At 61.2% G+C, this 22,771-nt stretch carries 21 protein-coding genes and 1 riboswitch; of the genes, 8 read left to right on the top strand and 13 right to left on the bottom strand.

Going from position 1 to position 22,771, the window contains the following annotated elements; genetic code table 11:
• Nucleotides 1-156: 156 nt before the first annotated feature.
• Nucleotides 157-1,092, bottom strand: a complete 936-nt coding sequence (locus tag H7C19_RS04305; protein ID WP_185141349.1) for a carbohydrate kinase family protein — start codon at nt 1,090-1,092, stop codon at nt 157-159.
• A 181-nt stretch (nt 1,093-1,273) separates the two neighbouring features.
• On the opposite strand from H7C19_RS04305, the gene H7C19_RS04300 reads away from it, so the two are divergent.
• Nucleotides 1,274-1,621, top strand: coding sequence for a hypothetical protein (locus tag H7C19_RS04300; RefSeq protein ID WP_221469025.1), 348 nt, complete (start codon nt 1,274-1,276; stop codon nt 1,619-1,621).
• Between the two features lie 73 nt (nt 1,622-1,694).
• Here H7C19_RS04300 and H7C19_RS04295 read toward each other — a convergent pair whose 3' ends face one another.
• Both H7C19_RS04295 and H7C19_RS04290 read right to left on the bottom strand, forming a co-directional pair.
• Nucleotides 1,695-3,131, bottom strand: coding sequence for an NAD(P)/FAD-dependent oxidoreductase (locus H7C19_RS04295; RefSeq protein ID WP_185141347.1), 1,437 nt, complete (start codon nt 3,129-3,131; stop codon nt 1,695-1,697).
• Between the two features lie 205 nt (nt 3,132-3,336).
• Nucleotides 3,337-3,436, bottom strand: a riboswitch (purine riboswitch).
• Between the two features lie 193 nt (nt 3,437-3,629).
• On the bottom strand, nt 3,630-4,970 hold the full coding sequence (locus H7C19_RS04290; protein WP_185141346.1) for a uracil-xanthine permease family protein: 1,341 nt from the start codon (nt 4,968-4,970) through the stop codon (nt 3,630-3,632).
• Nucleotides 4,971-5,195: 225 nt separating this feature from the next.
• Here H7C19_RS04290 and H7C19_RS04285 point away from each other — a divergent pair, with 225 nt between their 5' ends.
• Nucleotides 5,196-6,173, top strand: a complete 978-nt coding sequence (locus H7C19_RS04285) for an aromatic ring-hydroxylating dioxygenase subunit alpha (RefSeq protein WP_185141345.1) — start codon at nt 5,196-5,198, stop codon at nt 6,171-6,173.
• A 175-nt stretch (nt 6,174-6,348) separates the two neighbouring features.
• Here the strand turns inward: H7C19_RS04285 and H7C19_RS04280 are convergent, their stop codons facing one another.
• The 4 genes from H7C19_RS04280 to H7C19_RS04265 all read right to left on the bottom strand — a co-directional run bounded on the left by H7C19_RS04280 (nt 6,349) and on the right by H7C19_RS04265 (nt 10,394).
• On the bottom strand, nt 6,349-7,209 hold the full coding sequence (locus H7C19_RS04280) for a transglutaminase family protein (RefSeq protein ID WP_185141344.1): 861 nt from the start codon (nt 7,207-7,209) through the stop codon (nt 6,349-6,351).
• Nucleotides 7,206-8,159 (bottom strand): alpha-E domain-containing protein, encoded by a 954-nt coding sequence (locus H7C19_RS04275; RefSeq protein WP_185141343.1) that lies wholly within the window; start codon nt 8,157-8,159, stop codon nt 7,206-7,208. Before H7C19_RS04275 ends, H7C19_RS04280 begins: the two co-directional genes overlap by 4 nt.
• A 14-nt stretch (nt 8,160-8,173) precedes the next feature.
• On the bottom strand, nt 8,174-9,631 hold the full coding sequence (locus tag H7C19_RS04270) for a circularly permuted type 2 ATP-grasp protein (protein WP_185141342.1): 1,458 nt from the start codon (nt 9,629-9,631) through the stop codon (nt 8,174-8,176).
• Nucleotides 9,632-9,896: 265 nt separating this feature from the next.
• Nucleotides 9,897-10,394, bottom strand: coding sequence for a CcdC family protein (locus H7C19_RS04265; protein WP_185141341.1), 498 nt, complete (start codon nt 10,392-10,394; stop codon nt 9,897-9,899).
• A gap of 158 nt (nt 10,395-10,552) precedes the next feature.
• On the opposite strand from H7C19_RS04265, the gene H7C19_RS04260 reads away from it, so the two are divergent.
• Nucleotides 10,553-11,449 (top strand): cation diffusion facilitator family transporter, encoded by an 897-nt coding sequence (locus H7C19_RS04260; protein WP_185141340.1) that lies wholly within the window; start codon nt 10,553-10,555, stop codon nt 11,447-11,449.
• A gap of 112 nt (nt 11,450-11,561) precedes the next feature.
• Nucleotides 11,562-12,350: an SDR family oxidoreductase gene (locus H7C19_RS04255; protein WP_185141339.1), complete on the top strand. Its 789-nt coding sequence runs from the start codon at nt 11,562-11,564 to the stop codon at nt 12,348-12,350.
• Nucleotides 12,351-12,882: 532 nt separating this feature from the next.
• Here H7C19_RS04255 and cyoD read toward each other — a convergent pair.
• From cyoD to H7C19_RS04230, 5 genes are all read right to left on the bottom strand, one after another.
• Complete coding sequence (cyoD, locus tag H7C19_RS04250; RefSeq protein WP_185141338.1) at nt 12,883-13,233, bottom strand: cytochrome o ubiquinol oxidase subunit IV; 351 nt, start codon at nt 13,231-13,233, stop codon at nt 12,883-12,885.
• A 1-nt stretch (nt 13,234) separates the two neighbouring features.
• Entirely contained in the window at nt 13,235-13,849 is a 615-nt protein-coding gene (cyoC, locus tag H7C19_RS04245) for a cytochrome o ubiquinol oxidase subunit III (protein WP_185141337.1), read from the bottom strand.
• Nucleotides 13,849-15,807, bottom strand: a complete 1,959-nt coding sequence (locus tag H7C19_RS04240) for a cbb3-type cytochrome c oxidase subunit I (RefSeq protein ID WP_185141336.1) — start codon at nt 15,805-15,807, stop codon at nt 13,849-13,851. The genes cyoC and H7C19_RS04240 overlap by 1 nt, the downstream gene beginning before the upstream one ends.
• 14 nt (nt 15,808-15,821) lie before the next feature.
• Complete coding sequence (gene cyoA, locus H7C19_RS04235; RefSeq protein WP_376775317.1) at nt 15,822-16,859, bottom strand: ubiquinol oxidase subunit II; 1,038 nt, start codon at nt 16,857-16,859, stop codon at nt 15,822-15,824.
• A 267-nt stretch (nt 16,860-17,126) separates the two neighbouring features.
• Nucleotides 17,127-17,363: a hypothetical protein gene (locus tag H7C19_RS04230; RefSeq protein WP_185141335.1), complete on the bottom strand. Its 237-nt coding sequence runs from the start codon at nt 17,361-17,363 to the stop codon at nt 17,127-17,129.
• A gap of 294 nt (nt 17,364-17,657) precedes the next feature.
• Here H7C19_RS04230 and H7C19_RS04225 point away from each other — a divergent pair, with 294 nt between their 5' ends.
• The 4 genes from H7C19_RS04225 (at nt 17,658) to H7C19_RS04210 (ending at nt 21,846) form a co-directional block, all read left to right on the top strand.
• A complete protein-coding gene (locus H7C19_RS04225) occupies nt 17,658-18,209 on the top strand; it encodes an HAAS signaling domain-containing protein (RefSeq protein WP_185141334.1) in 552 nt (183 codons plus the stop codon).
• Complete coding sequence (locus H7C19_RS04220) at nt 18,206-19,123, top strand: DUF4097 family beta strand repeat-containing protein (protein WP_185141333.1); 918 nt, start codon at nt 18,206-18,208, stop codon at nt 19,121-19,123. The genes H7C19_RS04225 and H7C19_RS04220 overlap by 4 nt, the downstream gene beginning before the upstream one ends.
• A 123-nt stretch (nt 19,124-19,246) precedes the next feature.
• Nucleotides 19,247-21,343: a multicopper oxidase family protein gene (locus tag H7C19_RS04215; RefSeq protein WP_221469024.1), complete on the top strand. Its 2,097-nt coding sequence runs from the start codon at nt 19,247-19,249 to the stop codon at nt 21,341-21,343.
• A 65-nt stretch (nt 21,344-21,408) separates the two neighbouring features.
• Complete coding sequence (locus tag H7C19_RS04210; protein WP_185141331.1) at nt 21,409-21,846, top strand: MarR family winged helix-turn-helix transcriptional regulator; 438 nt, start codon at nt 21,409-21,411, stop codon at nt 21,844-21,846.
• A 67-nt stretch (nt 21,847-21,913) separates the two neighbouring features.
• Here the strand turns inward: H7C19_RS04210 and H7C19_RS04205 are convergent, their stop codons facing one another.
• Entirely contained in the window at nt 21,914-22,588 is a 675-nt protein-coding gene (locus H7C19_RS04205) for a Dph6-related ATP pyrophosphatase (protein ID WP_185141330.1), read from the bottom strand.
• Nucleotides 22,589-22,771 lie beyond the last annotated feature (183 nt).

Here is a 22,771-nt window from a genome sequence, read left to right as displayed (position 1 = left end):
TCGGAGGGGATTCAAGGTGACAAGGGAATCTCGATTGTCATGGATGCCGCGGGTTACACGGGTGCCACTGGTGCCCTCCCAGATGTCGCGAATGCCGAAGGCAACGAAAACGGGATCGCCGATTGCTCGGCGATCCCGTTCCCATGTCCGCTCTCCTTACGCGTTTACCGCGCCCTCGCGCACCAGCCGCTCCGCTTCCGCGACGGTGGCCAGCTTGCCCGTGCCGCCGACGCCCTGCACCGCGATCGCGCCGCAGGCGCAGGCAAAGCGCAGCAGCGCTTCCCCGCGCTTGCCGCTGCGGTAAGCATAGATGGCGCCCGCATTGAAGTTGTCCCCGGCGCCGGTCGTATCCGCCACTCGCACCGCGAACGAAGGGACGGACGCGACCGTCTGGCTCGGCACATATAACGATGCCCCGCTGCCCCCGCGCTTCACCGCGACCGCCCGGACCCCTTCCGGCAGCAGCGGCCAGGCCGCATCCAGCGATGGCGCCGGATACAGCTGCAGGAATTCTTCTTCGCTCGGAATGAACAAGTCCGTCTCGGGGAGCAAGTAGTCGATGCCGCTTCGTTCCCACGCATTCGCCACATCCCAGCCGGTGTCGAACGACGTGCTCGCCCCGTGAGACCTTGCCTTCCGGAACAGCTCCGCCCAATGCGGCCGCATCCCGTCTTGCAAGAAGTACGATCCGAAGTGCACGTGCTCGACTTCGGCGAGCAGCGTTGCCGGCACATGGCCGGGACCCAGCAGCGGAATCGTGCCCGGGAAGGTCAACAGCCCCCGGTCCTGCGGCGTGGACAGCGACAGCGTGACCCCCGTCTTCAGCGCCGGGTCCACGACCACGCCGCTCGTATCCACGCCCAAACGCCCGAGCTCCCGGACGCACTGCCGGCCGAAGTCGTCGTCTCCCACGACGCTGACGAACTTCACGTCCGCACCCAGCGAAGCGAGCGCCGCCGCCGTGATCGCCGACGACGATCCCAGCACCACGTCGAACGAATCGACCAGCTTCTCCCGGTTCCACTCCGGCAGGACGTCCCTTCCCGTGACGATGACATCTACATTCAATTCGCCGATGACCGCAATCTTCATCCTCTTCTCTCCCCCATCCGCGCCCGATCGAGCGGGCCCCGCTATAGCTTGACTATACCAACACCCGCATCCGCGGTAAATATCCCATCGCGCGGAGGATCGGCGGCGCCTCGCGTCGAACAAGTTTACCCTGGTTAGTTCAGGTAAAGATACCGGGTCGTATCGCTTCGAAAAAGAGGCAATGACCAAGCAAATGGAATTCTACATCAACTATTTCGGCGAGAAGCTAGGAAAAGAGATAAAGGTATTTCTTCACATGAGAAAGGGATACACCGATTCGAACGGTTTAATGGACAGAATGTACGATCATTTGAACGAGCGGTTTCGTTCCTGCTTGTTTATCGCCGACAAGGAAGAAAGCAACAACCGCTATTACCACGGAATTAATTTCAAAATCAACGTGAATGATGTGAGTATCGTGGATGGCGGTTTCGTAGACTGGACGCAGCAATTGTTGGGGAATAAGAAGGAGCGGTTATTGATTAGCGGCGCCGGCATTGATCTGCAGTTGATAACTCTCCTCGCGTGACCCGCATCCCAAAAGCACCAAACGGCACCAACCGCAACTTTGCCAGCCTAGACCCTGCGCGACCTACTTTCGCTTACGCGTCCCCGCGCTCCGCGATCGCGCGCGCCACCCAGACGCCGGCCGCGCCCGCTTGGGCGAGGCCGCGCGTGATGCCCGCGCCGTCGCCGCCGCAGTACAGACCGGCGATCTCGGTCTCGAACTTGTCGGTGAGCTGCGGCCGCGCCGAGTAGAACTTCGCCTCCACGCCGTAGAACAGCGTGTGCTCGGAGGCGATGCCCGGCGTGACTTTGTCCAGCGCCTCCACCATCTCGATCAGGCTCTTCATCGTGTTGTACGGCAGCACGAGCCCGAGGTCGCCCGGCACGGCTTCCTTCAGCGTCGGCTCGAGGAAGCCTTCGCGGATCCGCGATGCGGTGGAGCGGCGGCCGCGCAGGATGTCGCCGTACTTCTGCACGATGACGCCGCCGCTCGACAGGTCGTTCGCGCGTTTGCAGATCTCGCGGGCGTACTCGTTCGGCTTGTCGAACGGCTCGGTGAACTTGTGCGAGACGAGCAGCGCGAAGTTCGTGTTGGTCGAGCCGAGCGCCGGATCCTTGAACGCATGGCCGTTGGCGGCCATGACGCCGCTGTGATTTTCGACGACGACGTGTCCAGAAGGGTTGCTGCAGAAGGTCCGGACGCGCGTGCCGACGGACGTGTTGAACACGAATTTGCCCTCGTACAGATGCTCGTTGATCTCGCGCATGACCACGTCGCTCGTCTCCACGCGCACGCCGACGTCCACCTGGTTGTTGTGCATCTTGATGCGGCGTTTCTTCAGCACCTCGGTCAGCCAGGCCGAACCGTCGCGCCCGGGAGCGACGACGACTTGATCCGCATGCAGCTCCTCGCCGTTCTTGAGCAGAATCCCCTTCACCGTGTGCGCGCCGTTCTCCTTCGCCGTCAGCAGATCCGCGACTTCCGTCTTGAAGCGCATCTCGACTTTGTCCGAGAGGAAGCTCGCGATCGACTTCAAGATCTCCAGATTCTGCTCGGTGCCGAGGTGGCGCACCTGCGCCCGCAGCAGCTTGAGGCCCGCCGCGTACGCCTTCCGCTCGATGCCCTTGACCACTTCGGTCGTCGGGTCGGTCAGCGTGTGCGTCGCGCCGTGCGCGAGGTTCACGTCGTCCACGTACTTGATGAGGCTGAGCACCTGCGAAGGCGCCAGGTAGTCCGTCATCCACCCGCCGAACTCCGTCGTGATGTTGAACTTCCCGTCGCTGTAGGCGCCGGCGCCGCCGAAGCCGGCCGTGATCGAGCACGCGGGCAGACAACCGGCGAACTCTTTCTTCCCCGCGGCGGGCGGACACAGCTGAATCTTCTCCTCGAGGATCGGACAGCTGCGGCGGTGGATCTCGTGGCCTTTGTCGACCAGCAGCACCTTGAGGCGAGGAGCTTTGCGCGTCAATTCATAGCAGGTGAAGATACCCGCCGGACCGGCTCCGACGACGATGACATCATAAGCGTTCATGAATGTTCAGCCTCCCAAGTAAAAATGGCATTGCCGTCTTCCTGGACGGCGACACGTTTTTATCGTCGGTCATGCGGAAATGTATAGGCGTGAAACTTATACATGTTGGATGACCAAGTAAAAATGGCATTGCCGTCTTCCTGGACGGCGAGACGTACGTTTTGACCCTGAAGAAAACAAAAAAATTCCCGACGACAAAGGATGTGGAAAACTCCACCTCCTTCGTAGTCGGGAATTTGCGGTTCCCGGTAGAGACCCCCGGCCCCTATTGCCGAGGATATACGAATGGAAGATCCGATCATGTGAGGCGATTCGATTCGAATGTTCGGGCATAACGGCCCGTTTCCGATCACGAATCAAATCGTACGCCATTTATCCGCACGCGTCAAGTGGCGTTTGTCACAATCATTCGCTTTTCTAACAAAATCCGAACTTTAATAGTCCAAATGTGGCGCGTTAACAACTTAAATCCGAACATTAAAATCCGAACGTTCCGATTCAGGCCTTCTCGCCTTCCTTGTCTTTGCCCTTCGGAATGACGAGATTCAAGATGAGCGCCGCGATCGCGCCTACCGCCGTGCCGGAAGACAAGATGTAGTTCGCGAAGTCGGGCAGCGAATAAAGCACGTCCTTCGGGAATACGGTACAGCCGAGCGTCAGGGCGATCGGGATACCGATGATCATCATGTTGCGGTCGTTGATCTTGAGCGGCTGGATGACTTTCATGCCGTTCATCAGAATGGCCACGCAGACGATGGCGAAAATGCCGTTGATGACCGTATCCGGGATGCAGGTGATGAGGACGGACAGCTTCGGAATGAGGCCGAGCGCGAGCAGGATGACGCCCGCCGCCATGATCGCCATCCGGCTGGCGACGCCGGTGATCGCGATGAGGCCCGCGTTGGACGAATAGCCGGTCATCGGCGAGCCGCCGAACAGGGTGCCGACGAAGCAGCCGAGCCCTTCGCCGAACGCGCCGCGGTTCAGCCGCTTCTCGTTCAGCTCGCTGCCGGTTACCGAAGAGACGACGAACCAGGTGCCGGTCGTCTCCAGGAGGACGATCAGATAGACGAATACCATCGTCAGCACGGCGCTCCAATCGAACGTCGGGGTGCCGAACGGGAAGAACTTCGGCAGCGAGAACCAAGCCGCGTCGCGGACCGGCGAGAAGTCCACGGTGCCGAAGAAGGAAGCGATGACGGTGCCGACCACGATGGCGATGATGACGCCCATGAGGCGGAAGAAGGTGCCGTAGCCCTTCATCTTGCCGCCCAGCAGAATGCAAGCGACAAGGACGGCCGCAGACGCGCCCGCGACGATCACGTTATGGCCCATGTTGCCGGAGTAGGTGAAGATGGAATTCATGGCGGAAGGAATCAGCGTGACGCCGACGACCATGATGACGGTGCCGCCGACGATCGGAGGGACGATCTTGCGCACCGCTTTGGCGAAAATCTTCAGCGGCACGCCGAGGACGGCGATGAGGAGGGCGCCGGGCAGGAGGCTGCCCGTCATCGCAGCAAGCCCGAGCTTGCCGCCGATGGCCGACATGGCGCCGATCGGAATATAGGATGGGCCTTGAACGACCGGAAGCTTGAGTCCGAAGCCGGTCTGGATCAGCGTGCCGATCCCCGTGGCCAAGAAGCACATCTGAATGAAGAACGAGGTATCCCCGGTACTAAGAGACAGCAGTCCGGCAATGATAATGGGCGCGATGTACAAGTCCATCGCCAGAACGTGCTGAAGTCCCAGCAGAAAAGCTTTGCCGTAACCGATCTTGTCGTCGACGCCGACGATCAGGTTGTTGCTTGGCGCTTGACTCAATTGTTCACCTTGCATGGCGCGGGGTGATACCTCCTTGGATATGGGCGGAATGTTCTTGAGGCGGACTCGCCGTTTTGACTCGACTTGTCTGATTATAGACGAATTTCGACAAGTTGTATAGATTATTTACGTACGATCTTTGCAATTATCACAACTATCGTTCGTCTTTATTGACCTCCCCGCCGCCTTGTCCTATGATGGAGGCATAAGCATCAGACCGAGGAAAAGAGGACTCCTTTTATGAACACGCTTGATCCCGTATTGGCCGGCGATTGGATCGTGGCTTGCCGCGCCTCGGACGTACAAGACCGCCCTATCCCGGTGACGATGCTGGGCCAGCGATTGGTGCTGTTCCGGACGGAAGGCGGCATCCACTGCTTCGCCGACCTGTGCGTGCACCGCGGCGCCGCGCTCTCGCTCGGCTGCGTCCGGGAAGGCCGCCTGGTCTGCCCGTATCATGAGTGGGAGTATGAGACGGATGGCGCGTGCGCCAAGATTCCGCAGCTGTCCGAAGGTCAAGCGATCCCGCTGAAGGCCAAGGTAAGCGCCTATGCATGCCAGGAGCGGTACGGACTCGTCTGGGTGAACCTGAGCGGCAGCGACGCGCCTCTCCTGGCGTACCCGGAATACGAAGATTCCGCCTACCGCAACGTCATCTGGGGTCCCCAGGAAGTGCTGGCGAATCCCCCGCGCATCGCCGAGAACTTCCTGGACGTCGGCCACCTGGCCTTCATTCACCAAGGCTACCTTGGCGTCCCGGAGCACGCCGTCGTCGGCGATTACCGGATGATCGAAGACGCGGACGGCATCCGTTCCGAGGAGATCGCGGTCTATCAGCCCGATCCGGACGGCTCTGGCCAAGCCAAATACGTCTACTATACGTATGAGATCGTCCGTCCGCTCACCGTCCGCTTCACGAAACGCGACCGCGAGACGGGCTACCTGATGACCATCCTGCTCACGATCCGCCCCGTCGCCGAGGGCATGTCCGTCGCCTATGGCATCCTGTCGTTCAACTATGACACCGGGACGACCGACGAGGAGATCATCGCCTTCCAGGACATGATCTTCGCCCAGGACAAGCCGATCGTCGAGAATCAGAAGCCGGAGAATCTGCCGCTGGACCTGCAGGCCGAGCTGTCGCTGCGCTGCGACCGGGTCAGCATCGCCTATCGGCAATATCTGCGCAAGATGGGCGTGACGCTGGGGACGGCTTAAAGCCGTCTCCGGGTCCCGCTGCGGCGATAGCGCCTCAAGAGGTGTACTGGGTACATCTCTTGAGGCCACGCCCCCACCCGTCCTGCCGCCGCGAAGAACGCAAAAAGGCTATCCCCGAGGCCTGATCCGACCTGCGGAGACAGCCTCCGCCAACGTTCCATTCACCCTAACCGAATCACCCCGCCGCCAACTGAACGTCCACCTTCACCGTCAGTTCCTGCTCGTCGGTCCCGCGATAGACGCCCTTAACCGGCACGATGTCCAGGTAGTCGCGCCCGTGCGCCAGCTTCACGTACCGCCAATCGACGAGCCCGTTGTTCGTCGGATCGAAGCCGAGCCACCCGACGCCGGGCACGTAGGCTTCGATCCACGCATGGGAGGCTTGCTCGAAGTCGGCGTCGCGCCCCTGCAGGTCTCCCACGAAGTGATAGCCGCTGACGTACCGCGCGGGGACGCCGCGCAGCCTGCAGACCGCCAATAGCAGATGCGCGAAGTCCTGGCACACGCCCGAGCCGATGCCGATCAGCTCGTCCGCCGTCGTGTGTACGCCCGTGGACTGCGGCTTGTACTCGAAGTCTTCATAGATTCGCCCCGAAGCGCCTTTCACGAAGTCGAACACGCCCGCCTCGGCGCCGATCACGGAAGCATACGCGCTAACCGCCGCATGGAAGGTCGCGAACGCGCTCGGGAGCAGATACTCCGCGTAGGCGTCGACGAAGGCGTCGCTGCGGATGCGCGCCCACGACTCCGTTGGCGGCTCTTCCGTCTTGCGCTTCATCTCCGAGTCCCGCGTGACGACCGTCGACCTGGACGCGATCACCAGCTCCCGGTGCGCATCGTTCGCCGTGAAGGCATGCACGCGGTTGCCGAAGTAGTCTTCGTAGGACATCATCGTGACGTTCGGATCGACCGTCAAGACGTGCTGATAGCAGGCTTGGCGCTCATCCGTCCGGGGCGCGAGCCGCAGTTCATTGACACTGTCCGAGACGACCCCCCCGTACCGATACCTCGTCACGTGGCAGATCTCGAGCTTCATGCGATGACCTCCCTTCCGGAGGAAAAAAAGGTCTTCGCCATCGCCTCGCCGAGCTGCCGGTTCGTCCCGGCGAGCTGCAGCAGCACGTTGTCGATCGTATCCGCCGCGATATCCCGCCGCTCCAGCCACCCGAGCTCCGACCGCGCCTTCCCGGCCATGCGGATGATGCGGTCGAGCCCGCTGCCCGACTTGTCCGCGCTGCCGCGAATCGCCTTCACTTGGCTCTCGAACGAAGCGAGCGCATAGTGCACCGACCTCGGGAAGGGCTCTTGCAGCAGCAGGAAGGAGGACACCTCCTCCAGGTTCAGCTCCTCGATGCCCAGCCGCCGATAGGCTTCATAGCCGCCGACCGACTTGAGCACGGCCATCAGGTACGCGTAGGAGGACCCCCCCGCCTCCGCCGCCGTCTGCCGCATCGACTGGAGCAGCCGAACGACGTTCTCCGACCGCTCGAGATACCGGCCGCACTCCATCATGTGCCAAGACGCGTCCCGCAGCGCGATCGACACCGCCATCCCCTGGAAGGCCGCGAGTCCTTCCTTGACCCGTCCGTAAAAGCGATGCGGCGAGTCGCGAAGCACCTCGTCCACGTTCGCCTGGCGCAGCCACAGGTAGAAGCCGTTCAGCAGATTCCAGAGCTCGGAAGGCAGCCGCTCCCGGATCTTCTTCAAGTTGTCGCGCGCCTGCGCCACGCAGACGACCAGAGCGTTGTCCTGGCTCGGATCGAGCGTGAGAAAGTGAATGGCTTCCCGCTCGCCGTACGCCGGATATTTCTCCTCGAAAGCGGAGCGATCCCCGATCGCCCCTACGATACGCCGCCACACTTCGCCGTCCGAACCGGCCGCATCTTCCCGCAGATGATAGTACACATCGATCAGCCGGGCGTGATTCTCCGCCCGTTCCGCGTAACGCCCCAACCAGAACAACGATTCCGCCATCCGATCCAGCATCGCGTCCCCCTCCTTCATCGCGCTAATACCCAAGTATCCTTGCAGCCGCCCCCCTGGGACGAGTTGACGATGAGCGAACCTTCCTTCATCGCCACGCGGGTCAGTCCGCCCGGCAGCACGTGCACGCGTCCGCCGTTCATGAGCGCGAACACCCGCAGATCGATATGGCGCGACACCAGCTTGCCGTCCAGGCAGACCGGCGCCGTCGACAGCCGGATCGTCGGCTGGGCGATGTAGTTGTCCGGGTGCTCGCGGATCTTGGCCGCGAAACGCTCCCGCTCCCACTCCGTCGAGGCGGGGCCGATCAGCATCCCGTAACCGCCGGAGAGCGAGGTCTCCTTCACGACCATCTCCTCCAGCCGACCGAGCGCGTACTCCCGCTCCTCCGGCCGGCTCATCAGGTAGGTCGGCACGTTGGAGAGGATCGGCGTCTCGTTCAGATAGTAGCGGATCATGTCGGGCACGAAGGTATAGATAGCCTTGTCGTCCGCCACGCCGGTTCCGGGCGCGTTCGCGATGGCGACGTTGCCGAATCGGTACGCGTTCATGAGCCCCGCTACGCCCAGCATCGAGTCCGGACGGAAAGCAAGCGGATCGAGATAGTCGTCGTCGATCCGGCGGTACAGCACGTCGACTTTCCGGAGGCCGCCCAGTCCGCGGATGTAGATCTTGTGGTCGCGGCAGACGAGATCGCGGCCCTCGACGAGCTCGAGCCCCATCTGCTGCGCCAGGAACGCATGCTCGAAGTAGGCGGAGTTGTAGCTGCCGGGAGTGAGCAAGGCGATCACGGGATCGCTCTTGTCGGTCTGCGCCATGCCGCGCAGCGCCGCGCGGAAGGCGTCGAGCGAGCGATCGATGCCGCGGACGGCGTGCGAGAAGTACAGTTCCGGGAAGTCGTGCGTCATGATCGATCGGCTCTTGAATAGGTAGGAGAAGCCGGACGGCGAGCGCAGATTGTCCTCCAGCACGAAGTAGCCGCCCTTGTCGTCGCGGACGAGGTCGATGCCGGACGCCGTGATATAGCTGCCCCCGGGCACGCGCAGCCGCATCATCTCCGTGCGGAAATAGCGGTTGCCCATGATCATGCGCCGGGGGATCAGTCCGTCTTGGAAAATATGCTGATCGTGGTGGACGTCGTGCAGGAAGGCATTGAGCGCGCGGACGCGCTGGCTGACGCCCGATTCGATCGTCTCCCACTCCTCGCTCGGAATGATGCGGGGAACGAGATCGAACGGGATGGTTCGCTCCAGCGCCTCGGGCTGATCCGGCTGCGCCAGCGTGAAGGTGATGCCCTCTTCGAGCAGGCGGCGGTTCATCGTCCGCTGACGGGCGGCGCGCTCCTCGAAGCTCATCCGGGACAGGACGCCCTGCGTCTTCTCGTAATGCGGCCGAACCGCGGAGCCCTCGTACATCTCGTCGTAGAAACGGGAGGAGGAAGGAGTCAATGAGGAAACGGCGTTCCATAGTTCCATGCGGGGCGGCTCTCCCCTTCGGGCGGACACGGAGGAGAGTAGCCTTTCCTCCTTTCAAGGCGGGTATCCGATGCGTCCTGCCGGCATTCCGGCTAGGATTGGTATTGTATGTAATTTTATTCGCCCCGCAGATTTATGTCAATATTCATAACATGTATTCCTCGTATTTTGTTATTATATAACATATATTTAACTATTCATGTTATATTTATGAAATAAAAAACGGCTCCGCGTTTGCCGCAGAACCGCATGAATATGCGCCGGCCTAAGCCTCGGGCTGCTTCAGCATTTGACGCTCGACCGCCTTGAATCGCTTCACCATGACGAGACGCCACGGCAGCAGCATGCCGAACGCGAGCAGGAAGAAGAGCCCCGCCGTTTGCGGAATGCTGACGTACCGCTCCACCACGTCATGCAACAGGATCCGCACCGCCAGCAGCGCAACGATGATGACGATGAACATCTTCGATCTTTTCAGATAAATATGCCCGTTCGCGACCTCGAACCGCGAGGTCAGGATGAGCGGGTAAGAGAAGAACAACGCCCCGATCAGGAAAGCCGCCAGTCCCCACGTTAAGGGCACCCGAACGAGCGGGGAGACGAACATGAGGAATCCGGTCGCCATCCCGAGCGGCGGGGCGATGATCTTGCGCATCGTCGCCGGCTTCGTAGTCGCGCGAAGACGCACCGCGATGACGGTCGCGCCCGCCACCAGAGAACCGACCAGCGAGAAGATTTGCGGCATGCTGTTTGTCACACTCATCCTCTGTACTCCCTTTCTACCGAAGCCGACTCATACGTCTATTGTACCGCCGTTCGGGGTCGCCGGGCAACGCCGGGGATTAGGTAACGTCTATCGTGTATGGTAAAATATCGCAAAGAACCGCTCGCGAGTCTCTCTCCGCAAAGGAGCAATGAAAGGTGACCTCACGGCATCCGTCCAGGCTGCTGGCCATATGGATCAGCCTCATCAGCAATATCGCGCTAACGGCGCTTAAGATTACCGTCGGCCTGCTGTTCGCAAGCCCCGTGCTCGTGGCGGACGGCGTGCACAATGCGGGCGATATCATCGCGACGGTAGCCGCCCTCACCTCCTCGATGGTGTCCAAGAAGCCAGCTGACGAGGATCACCCCTACGGCCACGGCAAGGCGGAGGTCGTGGCTTCCGCGCTGGTCGCCATCATCCTGGCGGCAGCGGCGCTGTGGATCGGCTATCAGTCCATCCTGTCGCTGACCGAGCCGCCGGAGAGCGAGCGAAGCCTCCTGCCGCTGGTAGCCGCCTTCATCTCGCTCGTCTGGAAGCTGGCGCTGTATCTCTACACCATCCGGGTCGGCCGGGCCGCCAAGAGCAAGAGCGTCCTCGCCACCGCCTACGACCATCTGGCGGACGTCTATGCCTCTCTGGCAGCCGTCATCGGCATCGGCATAGCCATCCTGGGCGACCGACTCGACTGGTCCTGGGCGGCCTACGGCGATCCGATCGCGGGCATCATCGTCTCGCTGCTCGTGCTCAAGCTCGCCTACGAGATGGGCACGGAGGCCGTGGACATCCTGATGGAGCACAATATTCCCGTCGAGAAGCTCGGGGCCTATGAGCGCCTCATCGCCTCGCTCGACGATATCAAGCGGATCGACCGCGTTCGCGCCCGCGAGCACGGCCACTACGTAATCGTCGACGTGCGGGTCGGCGTGCCGAGCCACTACACGATTCAGCAAGGCCACGATATCGGCCGGGAGATCAAGCGGCGTATCATGGAGAGCGACCCGGACGTCGTGGAGGTGCTGGTGCATCTGAATCCCTGGAACGAGGGCGAATGAGCGCCTCCTGCGGCATGGATGCCGCGGGAGAGCGGGTCTGCGCCGTTCCGGGTCTCGTATGCATCGCGCACCCCTTTACTTTTATCGCGCATCCCGAAGGAGGCTTTCATTCATGGACTTAGGATTGAAGGGCAAGACCGCGCTCGTGCTGGCTTCTTCGAAAGGGCTGGGCAAGGCGACGGCGCTGCAGTTGGCGCTCGAAGGCGCGAACGTCGCCGTGCTGGGCCGCGAAGAACGTACGATCCGGAAGACGGCGGACGAGATCGCCCAAGCGTCCGGAACCGCGCCGATCGCGCTCGTCGCCGACATTACGCAAGCGGGCGACATCGACCGCGCCGTCCAGGCGACCGTCGAACGCTTCGGCGGACTCGACATTCTGATCAACAACTCCGGCGGGCCGAAGCCGGGCAAGTTCGACCAATTGTCGGACGAGCATTGGCAGTCGGCGTTCGAACTAACGCTGCTCAGCTATATCCGCGCCATCCGCGCGGCGCTGCCGCACATGCGCGAGCGAGGCTTCGGCCGCATCGTCAACTTCACGTCCAGCTCGATCAAGGAGCCGATCGACAACCTCATGCTGTCGTCGACCTTCCGCGTCGGCGTCGTCGGACTCGCGAAGTCCCTGGCCGCCGATCTCGCCAAGGAAGGCATCCTGATCAACACCGTCGGCCCGGGGCGCTTCGCCACCGATCGCATCCTGGAGCTGGACGAGGCGAACGCGGAACGGTCCGGCCAGCCGCTAGAACAAGTGCAGGCGGCCGCAGCGGCCCTCATCCCCGCCGGCCGCTATGGCACGCCGGAGGAATTCGGCAAGCTGGTCGCCTTCCTCGCCAGCCCCGCCAACAGCTACATGACCGGCCAGTCGCTCCTGATCGACGGCGGCGCGGTCCGCGCGATCTGACGGGGGCGGGGCACGACGGGAGGCCCGCACTGCGAAGCGATAGCGCGACTCTACCAGGGCGAGTAAGGCGGAATATCCGCTTTAATCTGCGGGACGCGGCACGCTCGAGGCGATTAAGGCGGAATATCCGCTTTAATCTGCGGGATGCGGCACGCTCGAGGCGATTAAGGCGGAATATCCGCTCTAATCCGTGGGATGCGGCACGCTCGAGGCGATTAAGGCGGAATATCCGCTTTAATCTGCGGGATGCGGCATGCTCGAGGCGATTAAGGCGGAATATCCGCTTTAATCCGTGGGATGCGGCACGCTCGAGGCGATTAAGGCGGAATATCCGCTCTGATCCGTGGGACCTGGCACACTACCGCGAGTTAGTCAAAAATTTTAGACGATCTTCGCCCGAGACACACACTTTCCTCGCGAGATAGTCGAAGTAATCGACGATCTCAGCCCAATCGCCGCACGGCACGCTCACCCAACGCCAAAAAGGGAAGAAGCAGAGGAACCCTCCGCTTCTTCCCTTTAACAATTACCCTCAACCTACGCTGTTGTAGGTCATGATCCAGATCGAGCCCGCGACGATCGTCATGACGATGACGAGGCCCAGGATCAGCGCCAGCAAGTTGAAGCGCGGCTTCTTCTCTTCCTTCAGATGCATGAAGAAGAAGAGCTGCACGACGAACTGCAGGACCGCCGTGCCTAGCAGGACGACGTTCGCCGCCGTTCCCGTCACCATGTCGTTCAGCACGACGATGAGCGGGATGGCCGTCAAGACGAGCGACAGGACGAAGCCGATGACGTACGACTTCAGCGAGCCGTGCGACTCGTGTTCGTCATGGCCGCCGTGCGCGTCGCGTCCGTGCGATTGCGGATGCTGCTCTGCCATCTTACTTCACCCCCATCATGTATACAATGGTGAAGACGAAGATCCAGACGACGTCGAGGAAGTGCCAGTACAGGCTGATGACGTTCACCTTGCGCTTCGTCACCGAGTTGATGCCGTGCCGGCTCAGCTGCAGCATGATAGCGACCATCCAGACGAGACCGACCGAGACGTGAACGCCATGGGTGCCGACGAGCGTGAAGAAGCCGGACAGGAACGCGCTGGTGCTGATCGTCGCGCCTTCGTGCACCATCTTCACGAACTCGGATACTTCGAGTCCGATGAAGGAGGCGCCGAGGATCGCCGTGACGGCAAGCCAGCCGATGAGGCCGCGCTTGCTGCCCTTATTCATCGCGAGGACGGCCAGCCCGCTCGTGAAGCTGCTCGTGAGCAGGATGAACGTCTCGGCGATGACGCCCGGCATCTCGAACAGCTCGGAGGCCGTCGGTCCGCCGGCGGTGCTGCCGTGCAGGACGACATAGGTCGCGAACAGCGTGCCGAACAGGATACAGTCGGTGATCAGGAAGATCCAGAAGCCCATCATCCGCAGCGCTTCCTGGTCGTGATGCCCATCATGACCGTGCGCTTGAGATGCCGCGTGATTACCGCCGTGTGCCATTAGACGACCCTCCCTGCTGCCGCTTCCGTACTTTCGATCTCATCGACCGGAATGTAGTAGTCGGTATTGTAGTTGAACGAGTGAGCCAGCATGCTTCCCGCTACCCCGATGAGACCCGGGATGGCGATCCACAGCCAGTCGAAGACCAAACCGAATCCGGCCATGAACCAGAAGGCCGACATGATGATCGGAATGCCGGAGTTCTTCGGCATGTGGATCGGCTCAAGCGGCGCGCGCGGCTGCTCGGGTACCCCCTGCGCCTTGCGCTCCTTGGTCGCCCACCAGTCGTCGCGCTCCTGCACCTGCGGGATGGTCGCGAAGTTGTAGGCCGGCGCCGGAGACGGGATCGACCATTCGAGCGTGCGGCCGTTCCACGGATCGCCCGATACGCGCTCCATGAACTTGATGCTGTGCAGGATCTGCCACACTTGGAACAGGAAGCCGATCCCCATCAGGAAGCCGCCGATCGTGGAAACGAAGTTCCATTCCCACCAGCCGGAATCCCATCCGTACGTACTGACGCGACGCGTCATGCCCATCAGGCCGAGGACGTACTGCGGCATGAAGCAGACGTAGAAGCCGATGTTCCAGAACCAGAACGCGTACTTGCCGATCTTCTCGTTCAGCTTGAAGCCGAACACCTTCGGCCACCAGTAGTATAGTCCGGAGAAGTAACCGAACGCAACGCCGCCGATCAGCACTTGGTGGAAGTGCGCGATCAGGAAGTAGCTGTTGTGGAACTGGAAGTCCGCCGGGGCCACCGAGAGCAGAACGCCGGTCATGCCGCCGACGACGAAGCAAGGAATGAAGCCCATCGTCCAGAGCATCGGGGACTCGAAGGTGATCTTGCCCCGGAACATCGTGAACAGCCAGTTGAACACCTTGACCCCGGTCGGGATCGCGATCAGCATCGTCGTCAAAGCGAAGAACGCGTTGACGTCCGCGCCGGAGCCCATCGTGAAGAAGTGATGCGCCCAAGTGAAGAACGAGAACAAGCTGATGCTCATGAGTGCGAACACCATCGACTTGTAGCCGAACAGCTTTTTGCGCGAGAAAGTGGCGACCACCTCGGAGAAGATCCCGAAGGCGGGCAAAATAACGATATATACCTCGGGGTGACCCCACATCCAGATAAGGTTGATGTACATCATCGGATTGCCGCCGCCGTCGAGCGTGAAGAAATGCGCGCCGAAGTAGCGGTCGATGAACAACAGCGCCAGCGTGACGGTCAGAATCGGGAACGCCAGGATGATCGTCAGGCAGCTCGAGAGGACCGACCAGGAGAACATCGGCATCTTCATGAGCTTCATACCCGGCGCGCGCATCTTCAGGATCGTCACGATGAAGTTGATCCCCGTCATGAGCGACCCGATCCCGGAGATCTGGATGCCCCAGATATAGAAGTCTTGGCCGACGCCGGGACTGAACATCCTCTCGGAGAGCGGCGGATAGGACAGCCATCCGGCATCCGGCGAACCGCCGATGACGAACGACAGGTTGAACAGCATGGCGCCCATGAAGAACAGCCAGAAGCTGAGCGAGTTCAGGAACGGGAACGCGACGTCGCGCGCGCCGATCTGCAGCGGTACGACGAGATTGAACAGGCCGAACATAAGCGGCATCGCCATGAACAGGATCATGATGACGCCGTGCGTCGTGAAGATCGAGTTATAGTGGTCCGGCTTCAGGAATTCCATATCCGGCATCGCAAGCTGCGTCCGCATGAGCAAAGCGTCCATGCCGCCGCGGAAGAGCATGAGAAGCGACGCGATGACGTACATGATGCCGATCCGCTTGTGGTCGACGGTCGTGAGCCATTCGCGCCAGAGCCAGCCCCATCGCTTGAACAGGGTAAGCACGAGGACGACCGCGACCATCGTCAGGCCGATGGCGACGTCCGCACCGTAGATTAGCGGGTCCCCGGTGACGAAGAAATCGGATAAACTGTTGATTTTCAAGTGGGTCCCCTCCTTTAACCGTTATGATTGTGCGACGTCATGTCTTGATCGGTCATGGCGGACATGTCGTGATCGGTCATTCCGGACATGTCATGGCCCGACATATCGTGTCCATCGGCATCGGAACCGGCTGCGCCGTCCTTCGCCTTCGCGTCGCCCGAGGAAGCCTCCGCGCCGCCGTGGTGATGGCCCGATTGTCCGTCGACCTGATACTTGGTGACGATCTCGTTGAACAATCCCTGCGGGAACGAGGAGAACGAGCGAACGAGCGACGTGCCCGGCTTGGCGAGCTCCGTATACCCTTCCTTGGTCAAGGACGGATATGACTGCTTCACTTCCCGCACCCATTGATCGAAGTCCGCTTGGGACGTCGCCGTGGCCACAAAGTTCATCTGGCCGAAGTCCTTGCCGCTGAAGTTCGCGCCCGCGCCCTTGTACTCGCCCGGCTCGTCGGCGATCAGATGGAGCTTCATCGCCATGCCGGACATCGTATAGATCTGGCCGCCCAGCTGCGGAATCCAGAACGAGTTCATCGGCGCGTCCGAGGTCAATTCGAATTGCACCGGCACATTCGAAGGGAACTTCAGATAGTTGACCGTGGCGATCCCTTGCTCGGGATAGAAGAACAGCCATTTCCAGTCGAGCGACGTCACCTGGATCGTGATCGGCTTGGCTTCCGATTCGATCGGCTTCGACGGCTCCAGCTTGTACGTGTATTGAACGGTGATCACGGCCAGGATGGCGATGATGATGATCGGAATCCCCCACCAGATCGTCTCCAGCTTCGTGCTGTGATCCCAATTCGGTTGATATGCCGCCTGGTCCTTCTCTCTCTTGCGGTAACGCCAGGCGATCCAAAACGTCAGTACCAGGACAGGTACGACGACGACCAAGCATAATACGGTAGAGATGAGGATTAAATCCATCTGTTGCTGGCCGATGGAGCCTTTGGGGTTAAGCACGACTACGTCGCTGCATCCTGCCAGGAGAACGGCGGTCAAGACCATCGTCATTAGGGCTGCGATCCGTCGGTACATTCCCGTCCACTTCATTTGCTTCCACTCCTCGATAGCCGCTTTGCGCTCACTTGCACGGACCTGTCTCATTAAGGTTCCGCGCTCTGCCCTTAACATAGCAGAAAGGAGAGCGCGGTTCTCTACTGTTAACAAAGGCGTCAATCTTTGTTTGATATTTAGCAATAATTTGTTCACCAATTCGACCTTTGTTCAAACAGAACAACGCAAAAAGACCGCCGGCATGCGGGAAATCCTCTCCGCAGCGGCAGTCCTTGGTCGCTCAGCCAGAAATGACCTACATCCTCAAGCGGGTTCCTTCGAAGGGTCCGGCTCCGAGACTTGCTCCGACTTCCTCATCATCAACGGGGCGGCGACGCCGAAGAGCAGAATCTGCAATCCGCCGACCAAGAATCCCAGTCCGATCATCAGACCCAGGTTCTCGTCGCTGAACTGGTGCATATTGAAGGCGCTGAACAGGATGCCCAATCCGATAATCACGGTCGCGATCCATTTCAATGCGTTGGTCATGTCTTTTCTCATGATGGTTAACCTCCTCATGAAAGCGCTGCTATATGTGAACATTTTATCACAAATGTGTGGCAAAATATAGTCCAAATTGCGTCTTCGTTCAAAAATAGGCGAAGTAGACCTTGATTACCCGACCCCCGCCGCCGTTAAACCGGAAGTTGTCCCAAGAGAGTTCCGCCCCCAACTTTAGTCGGGGTACAAAACCGTTCCGGCGTCGGTTAGGGAACAAAAGGAAATCGAATAGAATGAAAACAGTGAAAGGCAAACGCAACATGCCGCAAGCCGCAATCGAAAAGGGAGATCGCTATGAATAAGAAGCAATTCCTAGGCTCGCTCCGCCACTATCTGGAGCCGATGCCCGAACCGGAGCGCGATCGCATGCTCCAAGACATTGACGCTTACTTCCTCTCCGGCGAGCAGATCGGCAAGTCGGAAGAACAAATCGCCTATGAATTAGGCGATCCGATGCGCATCGCGGCGCAAGCGCTCGGCTTCAGCTATCCGCCGGCCCCCCCGCAGCCGCCCGTGGAACGCGACGTCCCCCGTATGTTGGGCGTGGCCATTCTTCTCTTCTTCCTGAATCTCATCATGCTGCCGATCGGCGCATCGCTCTGGTCGGCGCTGCTCGGCGTCGCGGCCGCCACGGTCGGCCTGCTGCTCTCGCCGGGAGCCGTGCTGCTCGAATGGGTGCTGAACGCGCATTATTCTCCCGCGTTCCTGTTCGTAACGATGGCCGCTCTCGGGGTAGGCTTGCTGATGGTCTTCGTCACCTACTACGCCGCGAAGCTGTGGATCTGGCTGACTGCGGTATATCTGCGCTGGAATGTAAATATGTGGAGAGGCAGGACTTACTCATGAAGAAATGGCTGTTAATCGCACTAGGACTCATTCTGATCGGCGCGGGCGGGCTCGCGTTCTATAATCTCAACGCCGACAAATCCGACAAGACGCTGCAGGTACACGAGCAGAAGTGGACGTTCGGCAGCGGCGAGCTTCGCGAATTGATCGTCGACAACGAATACAAGCGCACGGACGTGAACTTCGTCCATAGCACGGACGGCACCGATTCGGTTCTCTTCGAAGGCAAAGTCGAACAGGAGATCGCCGACCGTCTCAACGGGACCCGCATCTCGGACGGCAGCTTGACCCTCAACTTGAAGGAAAATCCGCGCTGGTTCGTCTTCAACCTGGACTTCATCAAGCCAAGCGAAGCGCAGACGATCACGGTCTCGATCTCCGACGAGACGTTGCTCGACTCCCTGGTCGTCAAGTCGGATTCCGGCTCGCTGCATCTGAACGGCGCCGCCGCCCGCAATGCGGTCATCAAATCGGACTCCGGCAGCGTCCATCTGGCCGACTTCGCCGGCAGCAGTTGGGCCGTCAGCGCCGACTCCGGCAGCGTCCATCTAGCCGGCTTCGCCGGGGACAGCCTGACCGTGAAGTCCGAATCGGGCAGCATTCAAGGCGAGCGCATCAAGGCCAAGCTCACGACCTCCTCCGATTCGGGCAGCGTCAAGCTGAGCGGCGTGACCGGCGCCGTCGCGGTGAAGAGCGAATCCGGCAGCGTGCGGCTGCAGAAGGATGACGCATCCGGCGTCGACGTCAAAACGGATTCCGGGAGCGTGCGCATTCAATTGCCCGAAGCCTACGGCGGCTTCTACGATCTGAAGTCCGACTCGGGATCCATTAAGGCGCCGGAATCCAAGCAGCAGACGAAGGAACTCGTGAAGGTGCGCACCGACAGCGGCAGCATCCGCATCGAGCAACCCTAGTCGGAGACCCACTCCACCTCAGGTCGGGGTTCAAAACCCTCCCCCGGGCGGTTCGGTCTTCGCCGCGTCCGTCTTAAGATGGAAGCAACAGAACGATAACCGTACGGAGGGAGCTCTACCATGATGTTTAGCCTTTGGAGCAATATCGAGATCGGCGTGCTGTTCCTGATCGCCCTCTTCGCCTGGCGGGCCGGCGCGAGCGCCGCGAAGCTGAGATACGGCGGCTCGGCCGAACGGCTGCGCCGCAAGACGCGCAAGACGATCTCCTGGATGGCCGCGCTAATAGCCGCGATCGGCATGGAGATCTGGGCGGTGGTCGAAGTATGGGCGCACTCGGAATGGATCCTGTCCCAGGATCGCGTCGCCGTCCATCTGCCGATTGTCGTCATCCCGGCCCTGTTCGTCGTCGGGTGCGCGGTTCCGCGACTCTTCTGGATCTGGCGGGAGTCGGGACGCAGGACCGGCGCGCCGCTGGACCCGGAGCTGTTCCGCCAAGCGTCGCATCCGCTGCTGGTCGTCCCGCTTCGCGGCGCCGCCCTGTGCGCCCTGACCGCGATCTACTTCTACCTGGTGCCGCCCGTCCCCTTCATCCCCGCGGATCTCATTCTCCCGCTGCTGCTGCTGGGTCTTCTCATCGTTGGTCTGTCCCATCTGCAGTGGTATCGCTGGCGCCGGCTGCTGAACGACCGCGACGCCGCGTCGGCCACGCTGCCGCCACTCTGGAAGCGTTCCATGCGTACGCTCGCCGTACTGGCCGTGGCCGGAGCGCTGGCGACCGGCGGCATCGCATTGAACGCCCAAGCGAGCCGGCTGCCGGAGCATCTGCGCATGGACGAAGGCGCGATGGACTACGGCGGCGGTATCGCGTTCCCGCACGGCGCCGGCCACGGCGAGGCCGCAGCGGCAACCGCGGCAGCCGGCAACGCCGCTTCGCTGCCGGTCACCCGATTGACCGGGGACGTCTCCGGGACGCCCGACCGCCGCTTCACGCTGACGGCCCAGGAAGCCAAGGTTACGCTCAGCTCGGGCAAGACGATCGACGCCTGGACGTATAACGGCCAGATGCCGGGCCCGGAGCTCCGAATGCGCCAAGGCGAGCTTGTCGAAGTCACCCTGATCAACCGCGACATCGCCGAGGGCGTCACGATCCATTGGCACGGCCTCGACGTCCCGAACGCGCAGGACGGCGTAGCCGGCGCCACGCAGAACGCCGTTCGGCCGGGCGAGACCTTCGTCTACCGGTTCCGCGCCGAGCAGACAGGGACGTTCTGGTACCACTCGCACCAGGATTCGCAGGAAGCCGTTCAACGCGGACTGTTCGGCCCGCTCGTCGTCGAGCCGGCCGGCGGCCAGGATGCGGGAATCAAGGACATCGTCGCGATCACCCACCAAGGCGCCGTCGGCAACGACGATACGGTACGCCGGGAGCGGGCAGCCCCGGGCACGCAAGTTCGCTTGCGCTTGATCAACACCGACGACTGGACCATCCAGCGCTATACGCTGGCGGGCGCGCCCTTCCGGGTGGCGGCCTTGGACGGCACCGATCTGAACGGACCGGGGGAGCTCACGGACACGCACGTCGAACTCTCGACCGGCGGCCGGGCCGACCTGGTCTTTTTGATGCCGGACCATCCCGTCTTCCTCAGCGTCGGGGGATCGAAGGAACGGGGCATTCTGCTAAGCGCGGACGGCGGCGGCGAGATCCCGGCTCTTCCGAAGACGCGCGCGTTCGATCCGCTTCACTACGGACAGCCGGCCGAGGTCCCTTTTGACGAGCACACGCCGTTCGACCGGAACTTCACGATGGTGCTGGACAACAAATTCGGCTTCTATGATGGAAGCTTCACGAATCTGTACACTATCAACGGGCAAGTGTTCCCCAAGACGCCGATGTTCATGGTCCGGGAAGGCGAGCGGATCCGCGTGAAGATCGTCAACCGCGGCCAGGTCGACCACCCGATGCATCTGCACGGCCATCATATGCTCGTCCTGTCCCGCAACGGCGAACGCGCGGACGGCAGTCCTTGGTGGTCCGACACGCTGGACGTCCGCCAAGGCGACGTCTACGAAGTCGCCTTCACGGCCGACAATCCGGGATTATGGATGGATCATTGCCACAATCTGACCCATGCCGCCGTCGGCATGTCGATGCACCTCATGTACGAAGGAGTCACGACGCCGTTCGAGATGGGCTCCGCCACATTCAACCGGCCGGAATAAATTTGACTCCGCGAGCAATATCGAATATTCTGGCGAAGAGAAGATCTTGGATGTGGAGGTTCTGCGTGAGCAAACACGAAGAGCTGGTACGGTTGGTTGATATGATGCGCATGCACGCGCGGCTCTGGACTTCGGAGTGGAGCAAGAACAATCCGCTCGAGATCTCGCAGAGCCAAGCGATAACGCTGGACGTCCTGAACACCGAAGGCCCCAAGCCCAGCACTTATCTGTCGCAGCTCGTCGGCGTGACTTCGGGCGGCATGACCGTCATCTCGGACAAGCTGGTGCGCCAGAATCTGGTGCGGCGGGTGAACGACGCGAACGACCGCCGGGTCGTCAAGCTGGAGATCACCGACGAGGGCCGCAAAGCGATGAAGCAGATCAGGATCAAGCAGGAAGCGCTGATCGACAAGCTCTTCGATCCGTTGGATCCCGAGGAGATCGCGCTGATGACGGCCATCTATCGGAAGCTGCTCGACCAGACACCCAAAGAGAACGAGTAATCATGCCCATACATTAGGAAGACCCCCGGTTCTAAGCGAACCGGGGGTCTTGCCGTCTCATCCTGCGCTAAGCCGTCGGAGGTCCGATATCCAACCGCGTGGTCGTCTCCAACCGAAGCCGCTCGCCGGGCACCCAATCGACCGCCTTCCGGAATAAGGGGCCGTCATATACGAAGGTATGATATTCGCCGCCTTCGCCCATCGGGCAGACATTCCGTTCCAGCAAAATATCCGCGTAAAATCTCGCATCCAGCTCCCGTCCCAGCCACGCAGGCGACAGCGCCTCGTCGCGCACGCGGATGACGACCGCCCGGTAGCCCGACGCTACGAACGCCTTCAGCGCTTCCCCCGTCTCCCCCGGCGGCATCCAGAGCGGATACAGCGCCTCGAGGCCGACCCGTTCCGCAACGCGCGTTCCCCATTCGCGGTGCTCGGCCAGGAACAGATCGCCGAACGCGATCGCCTCCAACCCGTAGATCGCCTTCAGCTCCCCGAGCCGCGCGACGTAATCCTCCGTGTAGCTGTCGAACGAGCAGGCGATGAACTCCGCAGGCAAGCCCAGCGCGTCAGCCTGGGCCGCGATCAGCTCCGTCCGTTCGCCGTGCCCGAACGTCCGTCCGATCTCGCGCGGAACGGTCGTGAGCAGGCAAGCCACTTCCTCCCCCGCCTTCGCCAGCTTGTCCAGCGTCATGCAGCTGTCCTTGCCGCCGCTCCACGACAAGGCGATGCGTTTGCCAGCCATCCGTCATTCCCCTCTCCTCGATCTCAGCGCCAGATGCCGATGAAGTGAGAATAGCGCAATTGCGCACAGATGTACAGCAGGCGCCGAAACTTCGAGCATCCGACGCCCCCGCTTCCGTCCCCATCCAAGAAACCCGGCTTCGCCGTCCTCGGAAAAGGGCGAAAAGAATCCCGAACCGGTGCA

The organism is Cohnella nanjingensis, assembly GCF_014212125.1.
GTDB lineage: Bacteria > Bacillota > Bacilli > Paenibacillales > Paenibacillaceae > Cohnella > Cohnella nanjingensis.
The sequence above is the reverse complement of the archived record's forward strand: the minus strand, read 5'-3'. Positions and strand labels throughout refer to the sequence as shown.

Coding starts and splice junctions, on each gene's coding strand:
- H7C19_RS04305 (WP_185141349.1), bottom strand. CDS start 1,092: ATGAAGATTGCGGTCATCGGCGAATTGAATGTAGATGTCATCGTCACG.
- H7C19_RS04300 (WP_221469025.1), top strand. CDS start 1,274: ATGACCAAGCAAATGGAATTCTACATCAACTATTTCGGCGAGAAGCTA.
- H7C19_RS04295 (WP_185141347.1), bottom strand. CDS start 3,131: ATGAACGCTTATGATGTCATCGTCGTCGGAGCCGGTCCGGCGGGTATC.
- H7C19_RS04290 (WP_185141346.1), bottom strand. CDS start 4,970: ATGCAAGGTGAACAATTGAGTCAAGCGCCAAGCAACAACCTGATCGTC.
- H7C19_RS04285 (WP_185141345.1), top strand. CDS start 5,196: ATGAACACGCTTGATCCCGTATTGGCCGGCGATTGGATCGTGGCTTGC.
- H7C19_RS04280 (WP_185141344.1), bottom strand. CDS start 7,209: ATGAAGCTCGAGATCTGCCACGTGACGAGGTATCGGTACGGGGGGGTC.
- H7C19_RS04275 (WP_185141343.1), bottom strand. CDS start 8,159: ATGCTGGATCGGATGGCGGAATCGTTGTTCTGGTTGGGGCGTTACGCG.
- H7C19_RS04270 (WP_185141342.1), bottom strand. CDS start 9,631: ATGGAACTATGGAACGCCGTTTCCTCATTGACTCCTTCCTCCTCCCGT.
- H7C19_RS04265 (WP_185141341.1), bottom strand. CDS start 10,394: ATGAGTGTGACAAACAGCATGCCGCAAATCTTCTCGCTGGTCGGTTCT.
- H7C19_RS04255 (WP_185141339.1), top strand. CDS start 11,562: ATGGACTTAGGATTGAAGGGCAAGACCGCGCTCGTGCTGGCTTCTTCG.
- cyoD (WP_185141338.1), bottom strand. CDS start 13,233: ATGGCAGAGCAGCATCCGCAATCGCACGGACGCGACGCGCACGGCGGC.
- cyoC (WP_185141337.1), bottom strand. CDS start 13,849: ATGGCACACGGCGGTAATCACGCGGCATCTCAAGCGCACGGTCATGAT.
- cyoA (WP_376775317.1), bottom strand. CDS start 16,859: ATGAAGTGGACGGGAATGTACCGACGGATCGCAGCCCTAATGACGATG.
- H7C19_RS04230 (WP_185141335.1), bottom strand. CDS start 17,363: ATGAGAAAAGACATGACCAACGCATTGAAATGGATCGCGACCGTGATT.
- H7C19_RS04225 (WP_185141334.1), top strand. CDS start 17,658: ATGAATAAGAAGCAATTCCTAGGCTCGCTCCGCCACTATCTGGAGCCG.
- H7C19_RS04220 (WP_185141333.1), top strand. CDS start 18,206: ATGAAGAAATGGCTGTTAATCGCACTAGGACTCATTCTGATCGGCGCG.
- H7C19_RS04215 (WP_221469024.1), top strand. CDS start 19,247: ATGTTTAGCCTTTGGAGCAATATCGAGATCGGCGTGCTGTTCCTGATC.
- H7C19_RS04205 (WP_185141330.1), bottom strand. CDS start 22,588: ATGGCTGGCAAACGCATCGCCTTGTCGTGGAGCGGCGGCAAGGACAGC.